Source organism: Kocuria sp. UBA1838 (genome assembly GCF_002338785.1).
Classification (GTDB): domain Bacteria; phylum Actinomycetota; class Actinomycetes; order Actinomycetales; family Micrococcaceae; genus Kocuria; species Kocuria marina.
In genome coordinates, this window is the sequence record NZ_DDIY01000017.1 from 260,775 (window position 1) to 282,336 (window position 21,562).

22 protein-coding genes are annotated in these 21,562 nt (G+C 69.3%); 7 read left to right on the forward strand and 15 right to left on the reverse strand.

What is annotated here, in order from left to right:
• Both B3I25_RS10285 and B3I25_RS10290 read left to right on the forward strand, forming a co-directional pair.
• On the forward strand, positions 1-611 hold a 611-nt coding region (locus B3I25_RS10285), incomplete at its 5' end, for a GNAT family N-acetyltransferase (protein WP_349676541.1).
• Entirely contained in the window at positions 608-1,204 is a 597-nt protein-coding gene (locus tag B3I25_RS10290) for a DNA-3-methyladenine glycosylase I (protein ID WP_064846346.1), read from the forward strand. The genes B3I25_RS10285 and B3I25_RS10290, both read left to right, overlap by 4 nt.
• An 18-nt stretch (positions 1,205-1,222) precedes the next feature.
• Here the strand turns inward: B3I25_RS10290 and B3I25_RS10295 are convergent, their stop codons facing one another.
• The 4 genes from B3I25_RS10295 to B3I25_RS10310 form a co-directional block, all read right to left on the reverse strand.
• Positions 1,223-1,456, reverse strand: coding sequence for a hypothetical protein (locus tag B3I25_RS10295; RefSeq protein WP_064846347.1), 234 nt, complete (start codon positions 1,454-1,456; stop codon positions 1,223-1,225).
• 151 nt (positions 1,457-1,607) lie between these two features.
• Positions 1,608-2,231: a DUF3618 domain-containing protein gene (locus B3I25_RS10300; RefSeq protein WP_286738868.1), complete on the reverse strand. Its 624-nt coding sequence runs from the start codon at positions 2,229-2,231 to the stop codon at positions 1,608-1,610.
• The gene (locus tag B3I25_RS10305; RefSeq protein WP_085106178.1) at positions 2,228-2,698 is read right to left on the reverse strand and encodes a phage holin family protein; all 471 of its coding nucleotides are present in this window, start codon (positions 2,696-2,698) and stop codon (positions 2,228-2,230) included. The genes B3I25_RS10300 and B3I25_RS10305 overlap by 4 nt, the downstream gene beginning before the upstream one ends.
• Positions 2,695-3,489 (reverse strand): hypothetical protein, encoded by a 795-nt coding sequence (locus tag B3I25_RS10310; RefSeq protein ID WP_064846350.1) that lies wholly within the window; start codon positions 3,487-3,489, stop codon positions 2,695-2,697. The genes B3I25_RS10305 and B3I25_RS10310 overlap by 4 nt, the downstream gene beginning before the upstream one ends.
• A gap of 235 nt (positions 3,490-3,724) precedes the next feature.
• Here B3I25_RS10310 and clpB point away from each other — a divergent pair, with 235 nt between their 5' ends.
• The gene (gene clpB, locus B3I25_RS10315; RefSeq protein ID WP_193519001.1) at positions 3,725-6,415 is read left to right on the forward strand and encodes an ATP-dependent chaperone ClpB; all 2,691 of its coding nucleotides are present in this window, start codon (positions 3,725-3,727) and stop codon (positions 6,413-6,415) included.
• Between the two features lie 51 nt (positions 6,416-6,466).
• Here the strand turns inward: clpB and B3I25_RS10320 are convergent, their stop codons facing one another.
• Positions 6,467-8,371, reverse strand: a complete 1,905-nt coding sequence (locus B3I25_RS10320) for a BCCT family transporter (RefSeq protein WP_098053731.1) — start codon at positions 8,369-8,371, stop codon at positions 6,467-6,469.
• Between the two features lie 278 nt (positions 8,372-8,649).
• Here B3I25_RS10320 and B3I25_RS10325 point away from each other — a divergent pair, with 278 nt between their 5' ends.
• Positions 8,650-8,850: a DUF3073 domain-containing protein gene (locus B3I25_RS10325; protein WP_064846353.1), complete on the forward strand. Its 201-nt coding sequence runs from the start codon at positions 8,650-8,652 to the stop codon at positions 8,848-8,850.
• Between the two features lie 120 nt (positions 8,851-8,970).
• Here B3I25_RS10325 and purM read toward each other — a convergent pair whose 3' ends face one another.
• The 5 genes from purM to B3I25_RS10350 form a co-directional block, all read right to left on the reverse strand.
• Positions 8,971-10,131, reverse strand: coding sequence for a phosphoribosylformylglycinamidine cyclo-ligase (gene purM, locus B3I25_RS10330; RefSeq protein WP_286738871.1), 1,161 nt, complete (start codon positions 10,129-10,131; stop codon positions 8,971-8,973).
• Positions 10,128-11,669 carry an amidophosphoribosyltransferase gene (purF, locus tag B3I25_RS10335; RefSeq protein WP_064846355.1) on the reverse strand — a complete coding sequence of 514 codons (1,542 nt, stop codon included), beginning with the start codon at positions 11,667-11,669 and terminating at the stop codon, positions 10,128-10,130. The genes purM and purF overlap by 4 nt, the downstream gene beginning before the upstream one ends.
• A gap of 12 nt (positions 11,670-11,681) precedes the next feature.
• Positions 11,682-12,023, reverse strand: coding sequence for a hypothetical protein (locus B3I25_RS10340; RefSeq protein WP_064846356.1), 342 nt, complete (start codon positions 12,021-12,023; stop codon positions 11,682-11,684).
• A gap of 71 nt (positions 12,024-12,094) precedes the next feature.
• A complete protein-coding gene (locus B3I25_RS10345; protein ID WP_064846357.1) occupies positions 12,095-12,460 on the reverse strand; it encodes a sterol carrier family protein in 366 nt (121 codons plus the stop codon).
• A 49-nt stretch (positions 12,461-12,509) separates the two neighbouring features.
• Positions 12,510-13,511 carry an asparaginase gene (locus B3I25_RS10350; protein WP_098053735.1) on the reverse strand — a complete coding sequence of 334 codons (1,002 nt, stop codon included), beginning with the start codon at positions 13,509-13,511 and terminating at the stop codon, positions 12,510-12,512.
• Positions 13,512-13,582: 71 nt separating this feature from the next.
• Between B3I25_RS10350 and purD the strand changes: the two genes are divergently transcribed.
• The gene (purD, locus tag B3I25_RS10355; protein ID WP_286738874.1) at positions 13,583-14,950 is read left to right on the forward strand and encodes a phosphoribosylamine--glycine ligase; all 1,368 of its coding nucleotides are present in this window, start codon (positions 13,583-13,585) and stop codon (positions 14,948-14,950) included.
• On the forward strand, positions 14,947-15,918 hold the full coding sequence (locus B3I25_RS10360) for a phosphoribosylaminoimidazolesuccinocarboxamide synthase (protein WP_085106185.1): 972 nt from the start codon (positions 14,947-14,949) through the stop codon (positions 15,916-15,918). The genes purD and B3I25_RS10360 overlap by 4 nt, the downstream gene beginning before the upstream one ends.
• A 96-nt stretch (positions 15,919-16,014) precedes the next feature.
• Here B3I25_RS10360 and B3I25_RS10365 read toward each other — a convergent pair whose 3' ends face one another.
• Genes B3I25_RS10365 through B3I25_RS10375 form a run of 3 tightly spaced genes read right to left on the reverse strand, consistent with a single transcriptional unit; the run spans position 16,015 to position 17,725 of the window.
• Positions 16,015-16,353, reverse strand: coding sequence for an MGMT family protein (locus B3I25_RS10365; RefSeq protein ID WP_231885550.1), 339 nt, complete (start codon positions 16,351-16,353; stop codon positions 16,015-16,017).
• A complete protein-coding gene (locus tag B3I25_RS10370; protein ID WP_286738876.1) occupies positions 16,350-17,480 on the reverse strand; it encodes a sensor histidine kinase in 1,131 nt (376 codons plus the stop codon). The genes B3I25_RS10365 and B3I25_RS10370 overlap by 4 nt, the downstream gene beginning before the upstream one ends.
• A gap of 50 nt (positions 17,481-17,530) precedes the next feature.
• Entirely contained in the window at positions 17,531-17,725 is a 195-nt protein-coding gene (locus B3I25_RS10375) for a hypothetical protein (RefSeq protein ID WP_064846363.1), read from the reverse strand.
• A gap of 22 nt (positions 17,726-17,747) precedes the next feature.
• Here B3I25_RS10375 and B3I25_RS10380 point away from each other — a divergent pair, with 22 nt between their 5' ends.
• A complete protein-coding gene (locus tag B3I25_RS10380; RefSeq protein ID WP_035964139.1) occupies positions 17,748-18,494 on the forward strand; it encodes a response regulator transcription factor in 747 nt (248 codons plus the stop codon).
• 376 nt (positions 18,495-18,870) lie between these two features.
• On the opposite strand, the gene B3I25_RS10385 is transcribed toward B3I25_RS10380, so the two are convergent.
• A complete protein-coding gene (locus B3I25_RS10385) occupies positions 18,871-19,650 on the reverse strand; it encodes a FadR/GntR family transcriptional regulator (protein WP_286738877.1) in 780 nt (259 codons plus the stop codon).
• Positions 19,651-19,824: 174 nt separating this feature from the next.
• The gene (locus B3I25_RS10390; RefSeq protein ID WP_286738879.1) at positions 19,825-21,495 is read right to left on the reverse strand and encodes an L-lactate permease; all 1,671 of its coding nucleotides are present in this window, start codon (positions 21,493-21,495) and stop codon (positions 19,825-19,827) included.
• Between the last annotated feature and the right edge of the window lie 67 nt (positions 21,496-21,562).

The window sequence follows — 21,562 nt, forward strand, 5'->3', positions numbered from 1 at the left end:
GACGCCGCCGGTGCCGGGCCCGCGCCGGCGAGCGCGACGTCGTCGTCCCGGGAACGACCGTGACGGTGCCGCTGCGCACGCCGCGACTCATGCTGCGTGCCTACCGCGCGGACGACGCCGCGTTCGTGCGTGACCTGTATGCGCGCGCCGAGGTGCAGCGCTACATCGGGGACGGCACGCAGCGCGTGAGCTCGGACGGGCAGGCCCGGGAGAAGATCCGGGGCTGGGACCAGGGCTACGCGCACGAGCCGGTGCTCGGTGTGTGGGCCATCGTCGACCCGGTCGGCGCCCTCGCGGGGACCCTGCTGCTCAAGCCCATCCCCGATTCCGGCACGAACACCGCGACCGACGTGGAGGTCGGGTGGCACCTGCACCCGCGCGCGTGGGGACGCGGATACGCCACGGAGGCGGCCCGTGCCGTGCTGGCCCACGCCTTCGAGCACGGTCAGGACCGGGTGGTCGCCGTGACGCACCCGGCCAACCGGGCGTCGCAGGCCGTGTGTCATCGCCTGGGCATGACCCACCGCGGTCTCAGCCGAGCGTACTACGACGCCGAGTGCGCACTCTTCGAGCTCCGGGCACCCACCGCGCACGAAGGGGAGGCAGCATGAGTGATCCCGATCTCGTGATCGGTGCGGACGGTCTCGCCCGGCCCAGATGGGCGGCCTCGGACCCACTGCTCAGGGAGTACTACGACCACGAGTGGGGCGTGCCGGTGCGGGACGAGACCGGGCTGTTCGAGCGCGTGACGCTCGAGGCGTTCCAATCCGGGCTGTCATGGCGCACGGTGCTCGCGAAACGGCCGGCGTTCCGGGAGGTCTTTCACGGCTTCGACCCGGAGGCCGTGGCGGCCATGGACGAACGGGACGTCGAGCGGCTCCTGGGGGACGCGCGGATCATCCGCAACCGGCGCAAGATCGAGGCGACCGTGACGAACGCGCGAGCCACCGTGGCTCTGCGCGAGGACGGCGGTCTGGCGGACCTCGTGTGGTCCTTCATGCCGAGCAGCACCCCGCATCCCGATCGCTTCGCGGACGTCCCGACCACCTCGGATGAGAGCAGGGCCCTGTCCCGCGAACTGAAACGGCGCGGGTTCGTGTTCGTGGGCCCCACGACCATGTACGCACTCATGGAAGCGATCGGGATGGTGGACACCCACTTGGTGGGCAGCCACCGCCGCGGGACCTCCGGGGTCTGGACGTGAGACCGGGTGCCGCGGGCGCTAGCGATCACGACGGCGCAGATAGCTGCGGCCGTCGGAATCCCTGACCATCTCGTAGTCGTCCTGGAGGTTGCGGTACCAGTCCTGGGCCTCGGGGGTCATCTCGGTGTTGCCCCGCAGGTTCATGGAGCTGCGGTTGGCCGGTCCCACGAAGCGCATCACCACCTTGTTGAAACGCTGCAGCCGACTCGGCTTGCGCGGGGTGGTCTCATCGGACGGTGAATCGGTGTCCACGGCGGATTCCTTCGGAGACTGCGGGTGGGGAGAGAACTCTGGGGAGCGGCACGCGCGTCCCACCTCTATTATGCCCGAGGCAGGGGTGAGAAAGGCCCGAGGGCCCCTGACCGTTCCCGGTCAGGGGCCCTCGGGTGCGATCACGAGCGGATCAGGCCCGCTGCGTGTCGTCCTTGACGTTTTTGGCGTGCTCCTGCGCGGAGCCCTTGAGCTGGCCGGCTTCCTGCTGACCCTGCTCCTTGACCTCCTGGGCGCCGGACTGCGCGGTCTGCTTGACCGACTCCGCAGCCTCCTTGGCCGGTTTTTTCAGGTCGTCCGCGATCTCCTGCGCGGCTTCCTTGGTGGAATCTATGGCGCTCTGCAGGTGCGGCTGGACGCGGTCGGCGGCCTCGGCCACGAGCTCCTGCTCCTTCTGGCTCGAGGGCAGCAGGGAACCGATCAACCAACCGGCACCGAGGGCGATCAGGCCCGCGGCCATGGGGTTGCCACGGGTCTTGGCCCGGGCGGCGGCCGGGGCGTTGCTGATGGCCTCGCCGGCCTGGTCCATGCGGTGGGAGGCCTCGTCACGAAGGTCGCGGCCTGTGTCCCGGGCGTCCTCTGCGGAGCCCATGATGGACTCACGGACGTCCTGGATCTTGTGGCGGGCCTTGCTCTTCTGACGGTCGACCACCTTTTCCGGGGTGACCTTCTCCGCCACGGCGTCCACGTCCGCATTCAGGCGTGCACGGGTGGCTTCGATGTCGGCGCGGATCTGATCGGGGTTCTGCTGGCTCATCGGGTCTCCTTGGAAGGCTTCACGGTATCCGGAATTTCGCTGACGGTTTCGCGGGTTCGGGGCAGCGGGTCCTTGGTGGCCTGGGCCATCTTGCGCTTGCCGCGGTCCAGGTTCTTCTTGCCCACCGCGGCGAGGATCGCGGCGATGATCGCCCAGATGACCGCCACGATCACGGCCGACCAGCCAAGACCCACCAGGTTGCCCAGGGCCCACATGAGGGCCAGGGATAGGAACAGGAGCACGAAGTGGCCGGCCACACCGGCGCCTCCCAACAGTCCCGCGCCCTTACCTGTGACCTTTACGGAGTCCGTGGCCTTCTGGATCGCCACGTTCGCCTCGGCCTTGGCCAGCGCGATCTCCTGCTGGATCAGGGTGGTCAGGTTGGTGCTCAGAGACTTGAACATCTCACCGAGCGACTCGTGCTCCGCCCGCTCTTCGGGTTCCGACGGGGGAATGGGGTGACTCATCGACGCTCACTGCCTTGTCCGGGGTAGGTGGTGCCGGGGACCTGGGTGTCGCCCTGACCGGGGTACGTGGTGCCGGGAACCTGCGCGTCGCGCTGATCCGGGTAGACCGTGCCGGGAACCCGGTCGGTGTAGGTGCGGGTGCCCTCGCCACGGGTGTCGTTGCGGTACGCGTACGTGTCACCCGTGCTGGGGGTGCCGTACGCGGGTGCCTGGGTGCGGGCGACGGTGTCGTGGTGGTCGTTGCCGATCTCGTCGCTGTCCTTGGCGCTGCGCGTGGCGCGCCCGGCGAGCAGACCGATGCCGGCCGCGATGGCCAGGAAGGTCCCGGGACGGCGGGCAGCGAAACGGCGTACGTCACCGAGCAGCTGCTGCGGGTCCTTGTTCTCCAGCGAGGACGCGAGGGAGTTCACGGTGCCCGAGGCGTTGCCGAGCAGGCCACTGACGTACTCGGTCTCCGGCTTCTTGCCCTGGGAGATGGCGTCCACCTCATCGCTCACGGAGCGGACGGTCGATGCGAGGCGCTCCTGCTGCGGGCCCACGTAGCCCTGTAGGTCTTCCTTGAGGCGGCCCCACAGGTCGTGCGCCTGGCCCATGGCCTCGTCCTTGGCGGCGACGGCCTGCTCCTTGGCGGTCTCTTTCACGCGGCGGCCGGATCCAGCCGCCTCGTTCTTGAGCTGCTGCGCCTCGACCTTGCCGGATTCCGCGGCGACGTCCTTCTTGGACGGGACCTCGGTGGAACCCTGGGAGTGGGTCTGTTGACCAGCTCGACGCTGATCGTTGTTGTTGCTCATAGTGGCACCTTTCCTACAGCATGTGGTGGATTTAATAAGGCTACATATTATCGGGGGATTGGTATAGAGCATTCGATAATCTATTTCCACCCGGTTAGGCCGAAACTCGAAATGGAAAATGAATTGACAAATCATTTCGCGCTGAGCGGAATATCGGGCTTCCCGTATCAAGTTGAGCGTAGTAGACTCAAGTTAACTGAAGTCAACGTCATCACTACTGTCGGAAGGAGCCGCCGTGGACACCAAGTTCACGACCAAGTCTCAAGAAGCCCTGAGCGCTGCAGCGTCGAATGCCGCGACCGCGGGCAACCCCAATATCGAGCCCGCCCACGTCCTCAAGGCGCTCATGGACCAGCGCGACGGCGTGGCCGTCGCTGTCCTACAGGCCACCGGTGCCAACGCGGACGCCGTGTCCATCAAGGCGAGCAACATCATCCACGAGATGCCCAGCGCATCCGGGACCTCCACGGCCCAGCCCCAGCTGAGCCGCACCGCGCTGCAGGCACTGCAGGCCGCGGAGAACTACGCGCGTGACCTCAAGGACGAGTACGTCTCCACCGAGCACCTGCTCTACGGTCTGGCCGCGGGACGCGACAAGACCGCCGAGGCGCTGCAGGCGGCGGGCGTGACCACGGAGGCGCTCGCACAGGCCATCCCGCAGGTGCGCGGTGACCGTCGGGTCACCAGCCCGGACCCGGAGGGGACCTTCCAGTCCCTCGAGAAGTTCGGCACGGACCTCACGGCGATCGCCCGCGAGGGGAAGCTCGATCCCGTGATCGGGCGTGACTCGGAGATCCGCCGCGTGGTCCAGGTGCTCTCGCGCCGGACCAAGAACAACCCCGTGCTGATCGGTGAGCCCGGTGTGGGTAAGACCGCCGTGGTCGAGGGCCTCGCCCAGCGCATGGTGGCCGGGGACGTACCCGAGTCGCTGCGCGGCAAGACCCTGATCTCCCTGGACCTGGGGTCCATGGTGGCCGGCGCCAAGTACCGCGGGGAGTTCGAGGAACGCCTCAAGGCCGTCCTGGACGAGATCAAGAAGTCCGAGGGTCAGATCGTCACGTTCATCGACGAGATCCACACGGTCGTGGGCGCGGGTGCGTCCGAGGGGTCCATGGACGCGGGCAACATGCTCAAGCCCATGCTGGCCCGCGGTGAGCTGCGCCTGATTGGTGCCACCACGCTGGACGAGTACCGCGAGAACATCGAGAAGGACGCCGCCCTGGAGCGTCGGTTCCAGCAGGTCTACGTGGGGGAGCCCTCGGTCGAGGACACCGTGGCGATCCTGCGCGGGTTGAAGGAGCGTTACGAGGCGCACCACAAGGTGCAGATTGCGGACTCGGCACTCGTTGCCGCCGCTCAACTGTCCCAGCGTTACATCCCCAGCCGTCAGCTCCCGGACAAGGCCATCGACCTGATTGACGAGGCCGCGTCCCGGTTGCGCATGGAGATCGATTCCGCCCCGGAGGAGATCGACGAGCTGCGCCGCTCCGTGGACCGCTTGACCATGGAGGAACTGGCCCTGGACGGGGAGACAGACCCCGCGTCCGTCGAACGTCTGGCCGCTCTGCGCCAGGACAAGGCGGACAAGGAGGCCGAGCTGGATGCCCTCAACGCGCGGTGGGAGGCCGAGAAGGCCGGACTCAACCGCGTGGGTGACCTCAAGGCGCAGATCGACGACCTGCGCTCGCAGGCCGAACGCGCCCAGCGCAACGGTGACTTGGGGGAGGCCTCCCGCTTGCTGTACGGCGAGATCCCGGCTCTGCAGAAGGACCTGGACGCCGCACAGGCGCAGGAGGAGGCCGGGGCCCGGCATGACACCATGGTCTCGGAGGAGGTTACCGCGGACGACATCGCCGAGGTGATCTCCGCGTGGACCGGTATCCCCGCGGGCAAGATGCTGCAGGGCGAGTCCGACAAGCTGCTGCACATGGAGCAGCTGCTGGGCAAGCGCCTGATCGGGCAGAAGCCGGCCGTGAGTGCGGTCGCGGACGCCGTACGGCGTTCCCGCGCGGGGATCTCGGACCCGGACCGCCCCATCGGCTCGTTCCTGTTCCTGGGTCCCACGGGCGTGGGCAAGACCGAGCTGGCCAAGTCCCTCGCGGACTTCCAGTTCGACGACGAGCGCGCCCTGATCCGCATCGACATGTCCGAGTACTCGGAGAAGCACTCCGTCTCACGCCTGGTCGGTGCCCCTCCGGGGTACGTGGGCTACGACGAGGGTGGGCAGCTGACCGAGGCCGTGCGGCGTCGTCCGTACTCGGTGGTGCTGCTCGACGAGGTCGAGAAGGCCCATCCCGAGGTCTTCGACATCCTGCTGCAGGTCCTGGACGACGGTCGCCTGACCGACGGGCAGGGCCGCACGGTGGACTTCCGCAACGTGATCCTGATCCTGACCTCGAACATGGGCAGCCAGTTCCTGGTGGATCCCACCATGGACGAGGAGGCCAAGAAGAACGCCGTGATGGGCGTGGTCAACGCCTCGTTCAAGCCGGAGTTCCTCAACCGGTTGGACGACATCATCATGTTCGACCCGCTGAGCACCGAGGACCTGGCCAAGATCGTGGACATCCAGGTGGCCCAGCTCGCGCACCGTCTCGAGCAGCGGCGCCTGTCCTTGGAGGTCACGCCCGGGGCTAGCGAGTGGCTGGGTATCACGGGCTACGACCCCGCCTACGGTGCCCGCCCGCTGCGTCGGCTCGTGCAGCGCGAGATCGGTGACCGCTTGGCGCGCGGGCTGCTCTCCGGCGCCATCACGGACGGGGACACCGTGCTCGTGGACGTCAACCCGGACGTCGCCCAGGACGGCCTGACTGTCACGGCTTCGCACGGCGACGACCCGCAGGACGACGACGCCGCGCACGCCCACGACGCCCCGGCGCGGGACAGCGGCGACGACGTCGTGGACGCGGAGATCGTCGACGAGTGACACCCCGGCTACCGCGGATGCGTTCGCGGTGACCGAGACCGCCCGAGGAGCCTAGTGCTGCTCGGGCGGTCGTCCGTTCCGGGGCGACCGCTCATCCACGGTGGGCCTCTCGCCCGCGGCCGGCTGATCGGCCACGGCCGGCCGCGCGTCCACGTAGGTGTCCTGACGGTAGTCGTACTCCACGGGCTGACCGTTCTCGTCGGTGCGCTGGTACCACGAACTCATGCGCTCCCCCGTGGAGTCCACGTCGTGACCGGCCGCGGCGGGGCCCTCCTGGTGGCGGACCTCCAGGGCGAAGTCGTCCCCGTGCTCGTCCATGCCCTGGCGTACCGCGTTGTCGAGCGCCGTGCGCGCGTAGTGGTGGCGCAGACTCATGGGATCGGTGGAGAGGTCCCGCAGGAACGCCGGGATCAGGGCCAGCAGGATCACCGCGAACGGCAGCGCCGCCACGGTCACGAGGTCCTGCAGACCCTGCAGGGCGTTCGCCCCGCCCACCGCGAGCATCACGGAGGACACCCCGGCCAGGGCCACACCCCAGAAGATGATGATCTTCCGGTCCGGTTCGGGCTTGCCCTGCTGGGACATGGACGCCATCACGAGCGTCGCGGAGTCCGCGGACGTCATGAAGAAGACGGCCAGCAGCACGATGATCGCAATGGGCGTGATCTGCGCGAACGGCAGGGCGTCCAGGACGCGGAAGAGCATGTCCTCGGGGGACGCGGCACCCGCGATGTCCACGCCGTCGCGCTGCAACCAGATGGCGGTGCCGCCGAAGACCGAGAACGCGAGCACACAGATCACGGTGGGTGCCAGCAGTACCACGCTCACATACTGGCGCAGGGTGCGCCCGCGGGAGATGCGGGCCACGAACACGCCCACGAACGGCGCCCACGAAACCCACCACGCCCAGTAGAACAGGGTCCATGAGCGCATGAATTCCTCGGCCTCCCTGCCCCAGGACGCGGAGAGGGACAGCATCTGGAACATCTCACCGAAGTACGTGCCCACGACCGAGGGGATGAAGTTCAGCAGGAACACGGTGGGGCCCGCCACGAACAGGAAGAACGCGACCACGGCCGCGAGCACCATGTTGAAGTTCGAGAGCCTGCGGATCCCCTTGGCCACGCCGGAGACCGCGGAGATCAGGAACACGCACGTGAGCACCGCGATGATCGCGATCAGCACCGCGTTGCCCACCTCACCGAGACCGGTGATGATCTGCAGACCGCGGCCGATCTGCAGCGTGCCCAATCCCAGGGAGGCGGAGGTCGCGAAGAGGATGCCCACGATCGCGAACATGTCGATGAGCCGCCCGCCCACGCTCAGGTGCGCGCGCTGGCCGAAGATCGCGGACATCAGCAGGGGCCGCCCACGGCGATAGCCCGCGTAGCCCACGGCCGCCCCCACGAGCGCGTAGATGGCCCACGCCTGCAGTCCCCAGTGGAAGATGGTCTGTGCGAGTGCGGAATGCATCGCGTGGTAGCTCTGCGCCGCGGCGCGTCCCGGGGGAGGGGTCATGTAGTACGTGACGGGTTCGTAGACACCGAAGAAGATGAGCCCCACGCCCATCCCCGCCGCGAAGAGCATGGCGATCCACGACCCCATGGAGTAGGCCGGTTCCTCGCCGTCCTTGCCCAGAGGGATCCGGCCGTAGCGTGAGAACCCCACGAAGAGCAGGAACAACAGCATCACGGCGGCCAACAAGGTGAAGACCCATCCGCCGTAGGTCACCACCGCGTCCAGCGCACCTTTGGACACCGTGGTGAGCGATTCGGTGGAGACCGCACCCCACACCACGAACCCCACGATCAGTGCTCCGGCGACCCCGAACGTGATCTTGTCCGTGCGGTAGCGCACCCGCTGCTCCTCCACCGAGACCCCGGGCACCAGGCCCGGGTGGGTGTCATGGGGATACGGACTCTCGGAGGGCGGGACCCTCCGCGGGGATGAACTCATGGCAAACCTGCTCTGGTGCGGGGAATGTGCGGACTGCGCCGCCGGGGCCGTTTCACTGTACCGGCCGGATTCGCCCCGCGAGTTTCCTCGAACCACGCCGTGAGGGCCCGGGATTCGCCCGGGATTCGCCCGGGGTGGACGCACGGCGTGCGGGTGCGCGAGAAGCGTACAAAACATGTACCCTGGACACACGAAAAACTGACAAGACACTCCGGGGCCGTACTGTGTGCTCAACACGGTACCGCCGATCGGACACGAGACGCAGAGGGGGTCACGCCATGGGGCGCGGCCGTCAAAAGGCGAAGGCGACACGACAGGCGCGGGAGATGAAGTACTTCAGCCCGCAGACCGACTATTCGGCGTTGCAGCGGGAGTTGCGCAGCAGCAAACCGTCCTCCCGAGCCATGGATCACGAGGAACGTCCCGAGGATGAGGACGACTACTCGACCTACGCGGAGAAGTACTCGGACTACGACTGATCCGCTCGCCGCGCCACCGCGGCGGCGTCGTCATCGTGACCAGCAGAGCAAGGAACCGCCCACACGAGCGTGTGGGCGGTTCCTTGCGTGTCCGTCGCGTGGCGGGCGCTCGGTGCACGTTCAGCGGGCGTAGTCACCCGTCATGAGCACGCCGCCGCCAGCCACGCCCTTGGCGCCCTGCACCCAGTCACTGCCGTGGCGGGAGGCGTCCGGGTCCACGGGACCCACGCGGCCCATGATCCAGGACGGCAGCCCGCGTTCGGTGAGGTGGGCCACGGCGGCGTCAGCCACGGCGGGGTCCACGATCGCGACCATGCCCACGCCCAGGTTGAGCGTGCGCTCAAGGTCCGCCAGGGGCACCTGACCGAGCTGCGCCACGAGCTGGAACACGGGCGGCAGGGACCACGTGGAGCGCTCCACCGTGGCCTGCAGGTCCGCGGGCAGAACACGCGCCAGGTTGGCCGCGAGACCACCGCCGGTCACGTGGGAGAAGCCGCGCACGCCGTGGCCCGTGGTGCCGTCCGGACCGTTCACGGGGAACGCCCGCGCGAGGTCCAGGACGTCCGCCGCGTAGACGCGCGTGGGTTCGAGCAGTTCCTCGCCCAGGGTCCGGCCCAGTTCGCTGACCTGGCGGTCCAGCTGCCAACCGGCCACGTTGATGACCCGGCGCACCAGGGAGTACCCGTTGGAGTGCAGCCCGGAGGACGCCATGCCGATCACGACGTCCCCGTCACGCACGCGCTGCGGGCCGAGCAGTTCGTCCGCCTCGATCACGCCGGTGGCCGCACCGGCGACGTCGTACTCGTCCACGCCCAGCAGCCCGGGGTGCTCGGCGGTCTCTCCGCCCACGAGGGCGGTGCCCGCGGCCTCGCACGCCGCGGCGATGCCCCGCACGATGTCCGCGATGCGTTCCGGGACCACCTTGCCGGTCGCGATGTAGTCGGTCATGAACAGCGGCTTGGCGCCCACGACCACGATGTCGTCCACGACCATGCCCACGAGGTCCCACCCGATGGTGTCGTGGACGTTTAGGGACTGGGCGATCGCGACCTTGGTGCCCACGCCGTCCGTGGACGTGGCCAGGTAGGGCTTGCGGTAGCCGGTGAGCTCGGAGACGTCGAAGAGCCCGGCGAAGCCGCCCACGCCGCCCACCACGCCGGACGTGTGGGTCGCCTTCACGGCGGACTTCATGAGTTCGACGGCGCGGTCCCCGGCCTCGACGTCCACCCCCGCGCTCGCGTAGGTGACGGCTTCCGTGCCGTGGGCTCGGGACTGGCTCATGCGGTGGTCTCCTCGTGGGCGGTGTCGGTGCGCGGTGCTGGGTCCACGAGGTCCTCGGAAGGTTCCGCGTGGGCCCCGGGGGATTCCAGCACGGACTTGCCGAGCCGGTCCGCCTTGGGCAGGGCCGTGGGGTAATCACCCGAGAAGCACGCGGTGCACAGGGTGGAACGGGGGCGGGCGGTGGCCTCGATCATCCCCTCCTCGGAGATGTACCCCAGGGAATCGGCGCCCAGGGAGGCGCGGACGTCCTCCACGGCGAGCCCGTTGGCGATCAGCTCCGCGGGGGACGCGAAGTCGATGCCGTAGAAGCACGGCCACTTGATGGGCGGGGAGGAGATCCGCACGTGGATCTCCGCCGCCCCCGCTTCACGCAGCATGCGCACGAGGGCCCGCTGGGTGTTGCCGCGCACGATCGAGTCGTCCACGACCACCAGGCGCTTGCCCGCCACGATCGAACGCAGGGGGTTGAGCTTGAGCCGGATCCCGAGCTGACGGATGGTGTCCGAGGGCTCGATGAACGTGCGGCCCACGTAGGAGTTCTTCACGAGTCCGTGTCCGAACGGGATGCCCGAGGCCTCCGCGTATCCGATCGCGGCGGGGGTCCCGGACTCGGGGGTGGGCATCACGAGGTCCGCGTTCACGGCATGCTCGCGCGCGAGTTGTCGGCCCATCTCCACGCGGGACTCGTACACGGAGCGCCCGGCGATCGTGGTGTCGGGGCGGGCCAGGTACACGTACTCGAACACGCACCCCGCGGGCTTCGCCTCCGCGAAACGGCGCGAACGCAGGCCGTTCTCGTCGATTGCGATGAACTCACCGGGTTCCACCTCGCGCACGAGGGAGGCGCCCACGATGTCCAGCGCAGCGGTCTCGGAGGCCACGACCCAGCCGCGTTCCAGTCGGCCCAGCACGAGGGGACGCACGCCCAGGGGATCGCGCGCGGCGTAGAGTGTGGCCTCGTCCATGAACGTGAGACAGAAGGACCCCACGAGCCGGGGCAGCAGCATCATGGCCGCCTCCTCGAGCGAGTTTAGGGGGTGCTCCGCGAGCAGCGCGGTGATCAACGCGGTGTCCGTGGTGTTGCCCCGGGCGATCTCACCGCGGGACGGGAACCCGGACTTGTCGAGCAGCAGGTCGTAGAGCTCGGCGGAGTTGGTCAGGTTGCCGTTGTGCGCGAGCGCGAGCGTGCCGTGCGGGGTGGCACCCAGGGTGGGCTGGGCATTGGCCCAGTGGGACGCACCCGTGGTGGAGTAGCGCGCATGTCCCACGGCCAGGTACCCCTTGAGGGTGTTGAGCGTGGTCTCGTCGAAGACCTGGGACACGAGCCCCATGTCCTTGTAGACCGAGATCCGTTCCCCGTCGGACGTCGCGATGCCCGCGGACTCCTGCCCGCGGTGCTGCAGCGCGTACAGGCCGTAGTACGTCAGTTTGGCGACGTCCTCGCCCGGGGCCCACACGCCGAACACGCCGCACGCGTCCTGGGGGCCTTTTTCTCCGGGCAAGAGGTCGTGAGAGAGTTTTCCGTCAGCTCGAACCACGCAGACAGTGTCTCATGTGCCGGGGCGCTCGTCCGCCCCGTGAAGATCCTGGACCTCCGCGGTCACGTGCCGGGAGCGTTTGAGGGAGATCCGGTCCAGGACGAGTGCCACCACGGCACCCACGGTCGCACCCACGATCAGGAACGTCATGAGGAAGAACCCGATGATGGCCCCGCGGGTGTAGGCGAGCGATCCGGGGCCCAGCGCCCCCACGAGCAGTCCCGCGATGGCCCCGACGGCCGCGCCCGTGATGAGGAACGCGATCATGTTGGGGGCGCGGCGCACCGTCATCCGTTCGGTGGCGGAACCGGGCTGCGAGGCGGGCGCGGGCGTCTCGGGATCGGCGGAGCTCATGGTTTCCAGGTTATCGCGCATCCGGGCGTGCGCGGGCCACGCGATGTCGTCGGTGGGGCGTGGGTGGTGCCTCAGCCGAACAGCGGGAGCCACGCGCTGAGGTCGGTGCGCGTCCCGGACGCCGCGACGCTGCCCTCGCGGACGCTGTCGGTCCACCGTGCGCGTCCGGTCGCGAGCGCGAGCCACGTGGTGGCGTCGGTCTCCACCACGTTGGGTGGGGTGCCGCGCGTGTGGCGCGGACCGGGGACGCACTGGGTCACGCCGAAGGGCGGCACGCGCACCTCCACGGAATTGCCCTCAGCGCGACTCGCGAGTTCCTCGAGGCAGTAGCGCACCGCGGTGGCCGTGGTGCGGCGGTCGGCCTCGTCAGGGGATCGACGCCAGCGCGCGAGCGCGAGGCTGCCGTCCGCCGGGTCGACCTTGCGTCGGATCGTCATGGCCCACCTCTGGGATCGTGGATCTCGGATTGAGGATCGGGGGGGGCGGTCAGCCCAGGAGTTCCCGCAGCGGCTCGGCGAGCTCGATGGCACCCACGGGCCGCCCGGCCCCGGTGATCGGGTGCGTGACGCGTTCGAGGACGCGATCGGCGTCGGCCCGGGAAACGGCACCCGCGTGCGCGAGCAGTGTGAGGCCCACGAGTGAGTTGGCGCGCGAGGAACCGTCCAGCATCTTGATGGCCACGGACCACCCGGAACGGGTGCCCAGCCCCAGCACGCCCTCCGCGCCGAGCTTGGTGATCACGTCCAGCTCCTCCATGATCACGGTGTTCGAACGCCCCGGGCCCTGGACGTACTCGGGGTAGTCGAGCATGGACGTGGCCACGGTCGCGGCGCGGGCGTCAGCCTGGACGTTGCGTGCGGCGCGCCCCAGCGTGGAGTACATGCGGGCGAGGCCGGTGAGGGTGATCGCCGTGAGCGGTGCACCGCAGCCGTCCACGCCCACGTGCTGGGCGCGCTCGCCGGAGAACTCCTCGATGGTCTCGATCACGAGCTGCTGCAGCGGGTGCTCGGGATTCAGGTAGGAGTCGATGGGCCACCCGTTGGTCACGCACGCGAGCAGGAACGCCGCGTGCTTGCCCGAACAGTTCATGCACATGCGGTTGCGGCCGCGTTCGGTGCGGATCAACCACGCGCGCGTGTCCTCGTCCTGGGGCCAGTCCGGCGGGCACTGCAGCGCCTCGGGGTCCAGCTCGGCCGCCTTGAGGATCGAGTTGACCGCGTCCAGGTGGTCGAACGTGGCGGTGTGCGACGCCGCCGCGATCGCCACCTGCTCGCCGCGCAGCGGGGCCCCGGCCTTCATCGCGGCGATCGCTTGGAACGGCTTGAGGGTCGAGCGCGGGAAGATCGCCTCGTCCGGAGCGCCCACGGAGAACGCCACGGATCCGTCAGGTGCCAGCACCACGGCGGATCCGCTGTGCCGGGACTCCACGAAGCCGCTGCGTTGCACCACGGCGAGTTCCACGGCCTGGTCCGAGCTGAAGGTCTGCATACCTTCCAGTATGGCAGCGTGGCCCGCGCAATCGTTGCCCGGACGGGGGCTGTGGCCGATACGCTGAGCGCGTGAAGGTTTTGGTGGTGGGCCCAGGGGGCCGCGAACACGCGATGATCACGTCCCTGCTACGGGACCCGCACGTCAGCGAGGTGCACAGCGCACCCGGTAACCAGGGGATCGCCCAGGACGTCCCGGTACATCCCCTCAACGCGCAGGACCCGGAGGCCGTGGTCGCGCTGGCTCGGGAGTTGGACGCGGACCTCGTGGTCGTGGGACCGGAGGCACCGCTCGTCGCCGGTGTCGCAGACGCCCTCACTCGTGCGGGCATCCCCGTGTTCGGTCCGTCCGCACAGGCCGCGCGGATCGAGGGCTCCAAGGCGTTCGCCAAGGAGATCATGGCGGCGGCGGGTGTCCCCACCGCGCGATCGGTGGCCACGACGGACCTCGCGGACGTGCGGGCGGCCTTCGAGCGTTTTGGTGCGCCCTACGTGGTTAAGGACGACGGGTTGGCTGCGGGCAAGGGCGTGGTGGTCACGCCGGACCGGGACCGTGCCGAGGCCCACGCGCGTGAATGCCTGGACGCGGGCGGTGCCGTGGTCGTCGAGGAGTTCCTGGACGGCCCGGAAGTGTCCCTGTTCGTGCTCAGCGACGGCGAGAACGTGGTCCCACTGCAACCGGCCCAGGACTTCAAGCGCGTTCGCGACGGTGACCAGGGCCCCAACACGGGTGGCATGGGCGCCTACACGCCGCTCGAGTGGCTGCCCGAGGGGTTCACGGACGAGGTCGTGCGCCGCGTGGCCCGCCCCGTGATCGACGAACTGCGACGCCGCGGCACCCCCTTCGTGGGGGTGCTCTACTGCGGTCTCGCCGTGACCGAGCGCGGCATCCAGGTGATCGAGTTCAACGCGCGCTTCGGCGATCCCGAGACCCAGTCCGTCCTGGCGGTGCTCGAAACCCCGCTGGGCGAACTGCTGCTCGACGCCGCGCAGGGCCGGTTGTCCGAGCGCGAGGAGCTCCAGTGGGCCTCCGGCGCGTCCGTGACCATCGTGCTCGCGGCTCACAACTACCCGGGCGCCCCGCGCAAGGGGGACGTGATCACGGGGCTGGCCGAGGCCGCCCAGGACCCGGACACGTGGGTCATCCACGCCGGCACAGACCGCAACGCCGCCGGGGAGATCGTCTCGGCGGGCGGGCGCGTGCTCGCCGTCGTCTCCCGCGGGGCGGACCTGCGGGAAGCGCGCGAGCGTGGCTATCGTGGGATGGAGCGCATCACCCTTCCCGGATCGCACTACCGCACCGACATCGCGCTGGTCGCGTCCGAGGGACGGATCACGGTCCCCGGGGGCCAACCGGGTCCCGGCACCACGGACGCCCCGGGCGGGACGCCGGGTCGCACCGGGGCGCCCACCGCGACCACAGCAGAGGAGCAGGCATGAGCGAGCACGGCACACCCCTCGAGATCCCGGGCTGGAAGCACGTCTACTCCGGCAAGGTCCGGGAACTCTACGTCCCGGACGAGTCCCGCCTCAGCGCCACGGGTGTGGCGATCCACGACGACGCCGAGTACCGCGCCGGTGCCGTGCTCGTGGTCGCGAGCGACCGGATCTCCGCGTTCGACCAGGTGCTGCCCACCACCATCCCGGACAAGGGCGTCATCCTCACCCAGTTGTCCCTGTGGTGGTTCCAGCAGTTGGACGGGATCGCGAACCACATCCTGACCACGGACGTTCACGAGTCCGTGCGCGGGCGCGCGGTCGTGTGCAAGAACCTGTCCATGTTTCCCGTGGAGAACATCGTGCGCGGGTATCTCACCGGCTCCGGGCTCAAGGACTACCGCGCCACCGGGTCGGTGTGCGGGATCGAGCTGCCGGAGGGCCTCGAGGACGGCGACCGGCTGGAGCAGCCCATCTTCACCCCCACGGGCAAGGCCGAACTGGGGGAGCACGACGAGCCCATCACCTATCAGGAAATGGCGAACGTGGTGGGCAATTCCGTGGCGGACCGGTTGCGGGAGCTGTCCCTGAAGATCTACTCGAGCGCCGAGCGGATCGCCCGGGAGCGGGGGATCATCGTGGCGGACACCAAGGTGGAGTTCGGCCTGGACTCCTACCGCGGGGCCATCACCCTGGGGGACGAGGTGCTCACCCCGGACTCCTCACGGTTCTGGGACCTGGAGACCTACAAGCCGGGCCGCCCGCAACCGTCCTTCGACAAACAGTACGTGCGGGACTGGTTGCGCTCGGACGCCTCCGGGTGGGACGGCCAGGGCCCCGTGCCCGAGCTGCCCGAGGAGGTCGTGGCCAAGACACGCGAGCGCTACGTGGAGGCGTACGAGCGGCTCACCGGTCGGGTGTTCGACGCCCGCGGCCCGTTCTTCGAGGTCGCCGGCCCGCCCGAGTACTGATCCGGCCGAGTACGGATCCTGCCCGGCGCTAGGCTGGCGGCAGCGCGGGTCCTACTTTGTCGAGACTGACGCGTCGGCGCGCTCACGCGCCGGTGCTCACCGGCCGTCCCAGCGCCCGGTGCGCATATCCACGCGGACCCAATGGGCGTCGGTCTCGCGCAGGGGCGTGCCCTCGCGTTCGTAGTGTTCCCGCGCAGTGATCTGCAGGTGGTCGGGCAGCGTGCCGTCCGCGCGCACCACACGCCACCACGGGACGTCCGTCCCGGCCAGGCCCATGGCCATGATCCGCGCCGCGAGCCGCGGGGTGCTCAACCACGCGAGTTCCGCCACGTCCCCGTAGCTGAGCACCGCGCCCGGTGGGATCGCGACGACGACGCCGCGCACGGCCTCGACCGCGTCCGTCCCGGTCCTCGGGGCGTCCGGGGTGTCACTCACGCGACCGGGATCCGCACGTCCAGGTGCCACACGGCATTGCGCGGACCGTACTCCACCTGACCGTTGAGCAGGGCGACCCGTTCCTGGATGCCGCGCAGCCCGAACGCGGAGGTCAGTTCCCTGCGCCCGGAGTCGGTGCCGGCACCCCGGCGGATCTGGTTCTCGGCGTGGACGTGCACGGCGCCGTCCCGGACGAACACCCGCAGGGCGCACCGGGAACCCGTGGGCGCGTACTTGATCATGTTGGTCGAGGCCTCCTGCAGCACCCGGGCCGCGGTGCCGCGGATGGACGTGGGGATCTCGTCCAGGCCGTCACCCAGTTCGAGCTCCGGCACGAGTGCGGCGCGTTCGAGGCTCGCCGCGAGTGCCCGGGCCACGCCGTACAGGGACCCCGTGGTGAGCCCGGAACTGCTGTCCCGCTCGTCCGGGGCGCCGGGGGAGTCCCGCAGGATGTGCAGCAGCGTGCGCAGCTCATGCAGCCCGGAGCGGGCGGCGGAGTCCATCATGTCGATCGTGCGGTGCAGTTCCCCGGGGTCCTGCTGCCGGTGGGACCCCGCAGCCTGCATGGTCACGAGGGTCAGTTCGTGCGCGACCACGTCGTGCAGGTCCCGGGCCAGGGCGAGCCGTTCCTGCTCCCGCAGCCGCTGGTGGGTGACCTCCAGAACGGCGAGGCGGCGGGTGTTGAGCCGGTACTGGGTCACGAAGAACCGCACGGCCGCACCGATCAGCGCGGACACACCCAGGGGGATGCCCACGGTCCACACGAAATCGGAATTGCGCAGCACCCCCGCAGACACGACTATCCACGTGGCGGTGACCGCCAGGTGGGCCACCGCAGTCCCGCGGGAGAGCATCGCGAGCACCGCGACCATCACGACGCACCCGCACAACAGGGCCAGGGCGTAGTCGTGCAAGACCGTGGCCAACACGTACGACAGCGTGATGGCCACGGCGCTCGCGAGGGGCGACCATGCGAGCAGCGCCACGGCCCCGTAGCTCAGGACCAGGAAACTGCTCGAGAGCACGGCGGGTGCCGGGGGCATGAACGACCACGGCATGGACCGCAGGTCGTCGAGCAGTGCCACCGCGGCGAAGAGCACCACGACGACACGCAGCCAGCTCGGCATACCGCCGGATCGAGGGGCGGGGTCCACCCCGATAGCAGTACCCCCCGGGATCACCGGTTGGGGCAGAGAACGGGCCAGTAGTGGCAGATCACGTTCGTGGGGCCGCGCGGGACCGTGGGGGACGCGGCGTGCGCCGGCGCCGCGCTGAGGATAAGGGCTCCGCTCAGCAGGGCCGCGGTGGCGGTGCGCACCCAGCGTGTGCGAGTCGAAGTGGTGGTGGTCACGGGGGACGAGTGCTCAGTCATGCGCTCAGTTTATGATCAGGCCATGGATTTGTGCAGGCTTCTCTTGGTGGACGATCATCCGCTCATGCGTGACGCCCTCGCGAACCTGTTCCGCGCGGAGCCGGGTTTCGAGGTCGCGGGGGAGGCCTCGGACGGCGCGGAGGCCGTGGCCACGTGCCTGGAACTGCGCCCTGACGTGGTGCTCATGGACATCCGTATGCCGGGGATGGACGGGATCGAGGCCACCGGGGAGATCGTGCAGCGTTGCCCGGAGACCAAGGTGCTCGCGCTGACCACGTTCTCGACCCTCGAGTACGTGGTCCCCGCTCTGCGCGCGGGGGCCTCCGGGTACCTCGTCAAGGACGCCCGGCACGACGAGATCGTCTCCGCCGTGAGCCTGATCCGCGAGGACGAACTCGCGCTGTCCCCGTCCGTGGCCAGCTCGCTGGCCAACAACGTGCTGGGGGACGTCCCGGTGCCCTCCGTGCGCCGCGGTCACCTGCGCGCGGCGGCGGCCGGCGCCGTCGAACCCGCACCCCGGGGACCCCACCCGGACGCGCCCAAGCTCTCGCCGCGCGAACTCGAAACGCTCGAGTGGATCGCCAAGGGGCTCAACAACAATGAGATCGCCGAGCGCATGTCCGTCTCGCACGGCAGTGTGAAGGCCTACGTGTCCCATCTGTGCGAGAAACTCGCGGTGCGGGATCGGGTCCAGGTGCTGATCTCGGGCATCCAGTGGGGCCTCGTGCATCCCGAGCTGGACGACGAGCGGTACCCCCGCCTGACCTGATTCCCAGGTTACCTTCAGGTTCACGCTCGAAGACTGGCCGAATGGCCATGGTGGCGCGGGTCCCCGGTACGGCACAGTTAGTGGTGGACATCGGAAGAGATGTCCACCGCTCCACGGGGGTCGAGCGAGTGTACGGCGTACGGCCCCGAGTAGGAGCGGACCGCTGAACTCGCGACGGGGGTCCTCGTACCCCTTTGTGACAGAGCTCCGCGAGGCCTGGATCACCTCGCGTGCAGTTCCGAGGTCCTCCGTCGCGTCAGCGGGCCAGGGCGGATGCAAGCCTGACCCCGGCGCCTCCCGGCCAGGAGGCGCCGGGGTTTTTCCTTTGTCAGGGGAGTGCCGGGGAGTTTCCGACGTGCGGGTCAACGGCGCCCCTTCATCGATCCGACGCCCGGGCCCGGTCCTGTTCGGCGCGGTCGTGGTTGGCTCGGTCCTGGTCGGCCGTGCCGGTCGCGTCCGGCACGAAGCCGTAGAACCACATGATGTGCTCGCGCAGCAGGCGCGCGGTCAGGGCGCCGTCGCGTTCGGTGGTCGCGCGCAGGATCGCGCGGTGCTGTTGCTGCAGGTGCGCGCGGATCTCCGGCCAGCCCGTGACCTTCGCGACCGTCTCCTGGACGTACCCGATCGTGGCTTCGCGCAGGGACGCCATGATCGTCTCGAGCACCACATTCCCGCTCAGGGATGCGAGGCGCACGTGGAACTGCGCGTCCAGCGCGTGGAACTCGGCGTCGCTCACCTCGGGGTCGTCCATGCGGTCGAGCAGTTCGCCGGCCTGCGCAAGGATCTCGTTCCGGTGCGGACCGGTCGACGACGCCGCCTCAAGACTCGCGTGGCTCTCCAGCAGCACGCGTGTGCCCACCACGTCCGCGACCGGCAAGGAACGGGTGGCAATGTGCATCCGCAGGGCCCAGCCGAGCGCCGCGGAGGGGTCCGAGATAACGGAGGCCCCGGACTGCGGGCCCGAGCCCGTGGCCGTCCGTACGAGCCCCATGGCCGCGAGGATCCGCACGGCCTCCCGTACCGACGCCCGGGAGATGCCGAAGTCCTCGGCGAGCGCGCGTTCGGCGGGGAGCTTGTCGCCCACGTGCAGCCCGCCCGTGCGCAACTGGTGTTCGAGCCAGTCCAGCACAAGGGTGTAGGCGGGGGTGGTGCTCATTGATTCCTCTCGGGGCGGGTCCGTGGTCCGTTGCGGCGAGGTGCCGCCGGACCGGGCTCCTCACTGTGCCCACAGGGTTGCGGGTGCCATGGCGTGCTGAGCCCCATGGTGCTCGGCGTCCCCGGGGTGCCCGCAGCTCCGCGGCGCCCGGACGGTCTGGTATCTCAGGAGTGCTCAGGCGGCGGGCAGCATCCATGCGAGCACGTTGGACTGCAGGAACACCAGGCAGCACAACACCAGCAGCATGCCCAGGGACCACGGGACCACGGAGCGGAAGATCTGAGACTCCTTGCCCTGCATGCCCACTGCTGAGGACGCGATGGCCAGTGACTGCGGCGAGATCATCTTGCCCACCACACCGCCGGACGTGTTCGCGGCGGTCATCAGGTGCGGGTCCAGCCCAGACCCAAGGGCCGCGGTCTTCTGCAGGTTGGCGAACAGTGCGTTGGCGGACGTATCCGAACCGGTGACCGCGGTGCCCACCCAGCCCAGCACGGGGGAGAAGAACGCGAACGCCGCGCCAAGACCGGCCACGAACGTGCCGATCGCCAGGGTCTGGCCGGAGAAGTTCATCACGTAGGCCAGTGCCAGCACGGACATGATGGTCAGGGCGGAGAAACGCATCTTCCAGAAGCTGCGTCCGATTTCGGCAAGGGCATCCGCGATCGAGAGTCGGAACATCCCGTGGTGGTTGAACAGGGCGTAGATCACGGCCACCAGCAGGCCGGTGATGAGCAGCAGCGTGCCGGGGCTGGAGAGCCACTGGAAAGAATAGACCGTGCCCGAGATGGCTTCGCCCTTGGCATTGAGCAGGTGCCCGTTCAGGCCGGGCCACGGGATCTTGACGTCCGTGGACGCCAGCGCCTTGGGCACATTGACCCCAGCGGTCCAGAGCTTGGCGACGCCGAAGACGGCCACCACCAGCAGGTAGGGCAGCACTGCCATCCACACGCGCCCGGCCGTGAGTACCGCAGCATCCTCCGGGCGGGAGACGCCCAGGTCCGCGCGCACGGCCTCGGCGCCCTTGGGACGCCAGAAGCGCATGAGGATCACCACACCGGCGAGCCCGGCGAGGGACGCCACCACGTCGGTGAGCTCGTACGAGAAGTGCGTGGCGCACCACCACTGGGCGATCGCGAAGCTGCCGCCCACCACGAGGGCGGCGGGCCAGGCCTGCTTGAGACCGCGGGCGCCGTCGACGATCAGCAGCAGGAAGAAGGGGACCACGAACGCGAAGAACGGGGCCTGGTGACCCACCACGGCACCGATGTGGGCCGGGTCGAGGTCCGTGAGTGTGCCCGCGGTGGTGATGGGGATCGCGATCGCGCCGAAGGCCACGGGGGCGGTGTTGGCGATCAGCACCAGCGTGGCCGTCTTGAGAGGCTTGAGCCCAAGGGCCAGGATCATCGTGGCGGTGATCGCCACGGGGGCGCCGAAGCCTGCGAGAGCCTCGAGCAGACCGCCGAAGCAGAACGCGATGAGCATGGCCTGGATGCGCAGGTCACCGCCCCCGATGGTGTCGAAGATGGTGCGCAGGTCCTCGAAACGCCCGGAGAGCACGGTCACCTGGTAGAACCACAGGGCCATGACCACGATCCACACGATCGGGAACAGTCCGTAGACGGCGCCCTGGGTGGCGGTCAGTGCGGCGAGGTGCGCTGGCATGCCGAAGCCCAGGGTGGCCACCAGCAGGGCCACGGCGAGGGACGTGAGACCCGCTACGTAGGCGCTGGCCTTGAAGGCCAGCAGCATCACGAAGAAGGTCAGCAGAGGCAGGCAGCCGACCAGGGCGGACAGCCCGACGCTGCCTCCCACGGCGTCGGTCGCGGCAGTAAAGGTATTCACGCGTTCTCCAAGGGGTGGGGCCGGATCGGAACCGTGGTTCCCGGATCGAGAGTGTGGTCTCGGCGGG